This is a genomic window from Rothia sp. (in: high G+C Gram-positive bacteria) (assembly GCF_030540545.1).
Taxonomy (GTDB): Bacteria; Actinomycetota; Actinomycetes; order Actinomycetales; family Micrococcaceae; genus Rothia.
Genome location: NZ_JAUNVZ010000133.1, coordinates 1 through 1028 on the forward strand (window position 1 = coordinate 1; position 1028 = coordinate 1028).

Consider the following 1028-nt stretch of genomic DNA (forward strand, 5'->3'; position numbering starts at 1 on the left):
ATGGCTGAGTCTGGTCAGGCTGTCATCCTCATCGATGCTGACCTGCGCCGCCCCACCCTGGCGAAGAAACTCAACGTTGATGCGAAGGTCGGTCTCACCCAGGTGCTGGCCGGTCAGGTCGATATTGCTGAGGCCGTGTACCAGTTGGAGGAATCCAACCTGTTCGTGCTCACCGCCGGACGTATCCCCCCGAACCCCTCAGAGCTGCTGGGCTCCGATAAGATGCGCCAGCTGGTCAGGGAACTATCCGAAGAGTTCGTAGTGGTTCTGGATGCCCCACCGCTGCTGCCCGTCACCGATGCCTCACTGCTCTCCTACGCGGTAGATGGCGTGATTATGGTTGGTTCGATCGGTAAGAGCCATCGCGAGCAGATGACCGAGGCAACCAATAACCTGAACAAGGTGAATGCTAACCTCTTCGGTCTGGTGCTGAACCGCGCGCCGCGTAAGGGCCTGGGTAACTCCTACTACGGCTTCGGCTACGCCAACAGCTACGTGGGGTACGCAACCTACTACGGCTACTCAAAAGACGGCACGAAGAAAAAAGTGAAGTCTCGGAAGAAAGCCAAGAAATAGGTTTACCGCCCGCAGCAGTTAACCGGGGCGGGGATAAGACATTGCGCCTTGTCCCCGCCCTATACTGTAGCTACAGCACACGCTTCAAAAACTAACTGGAAGACACCCTGTGGAAAAAACTGAACGGCAGGCCGCCTCAGCGCCGCTCAAAGCACGTATTATGCTGGCGCACGCCTACTTTCAGCGCGTCGCCAACGCCAACGGCATAGATATTCTGCACGTTAAAGGGTACGCATTCGGCCCGGAGGTGTACCGTCCCGAGCGGCACAGCACCGACGTGGATTTGCTGGTACGCCCCTCACATGTGGACCGGTTCGTGCAGGCGCTTATAGCTCAGGGGTGGAGTATCCAAGCGCACTTTGAAACCGGCTCAGTATTTGAGCACGCCATGACCCTTCACCACGATGCGTGGGGGCTGACCGACATACACCGGTTCTTCCCCGGCCTGGGCG

At 58.1% G+C, this 1028-nt stretch carries 2 protein-coding genes; both read left to right on the top strand.

All coding sequences use genetic code 11. From position 1 onward, the window contains the following. On the top strand, positions 1-576 hold a 576-nt coding region (locus Q4P78_RS09440; RefSeq protein WP_303340111.1), incomplete at its 5' end, for a CpsD/CapB family tyrosine-protein kinase. Between the two features lie 109 nt (positions 577-685). Further along, positions 686-1028 (top strand): nucleotidyltransferase family protein (locus Q4P78_RS09445; RefSeq protein WP_303340112.1); only part of this gene is annotated, 343 nt, incomplete at its 3' end.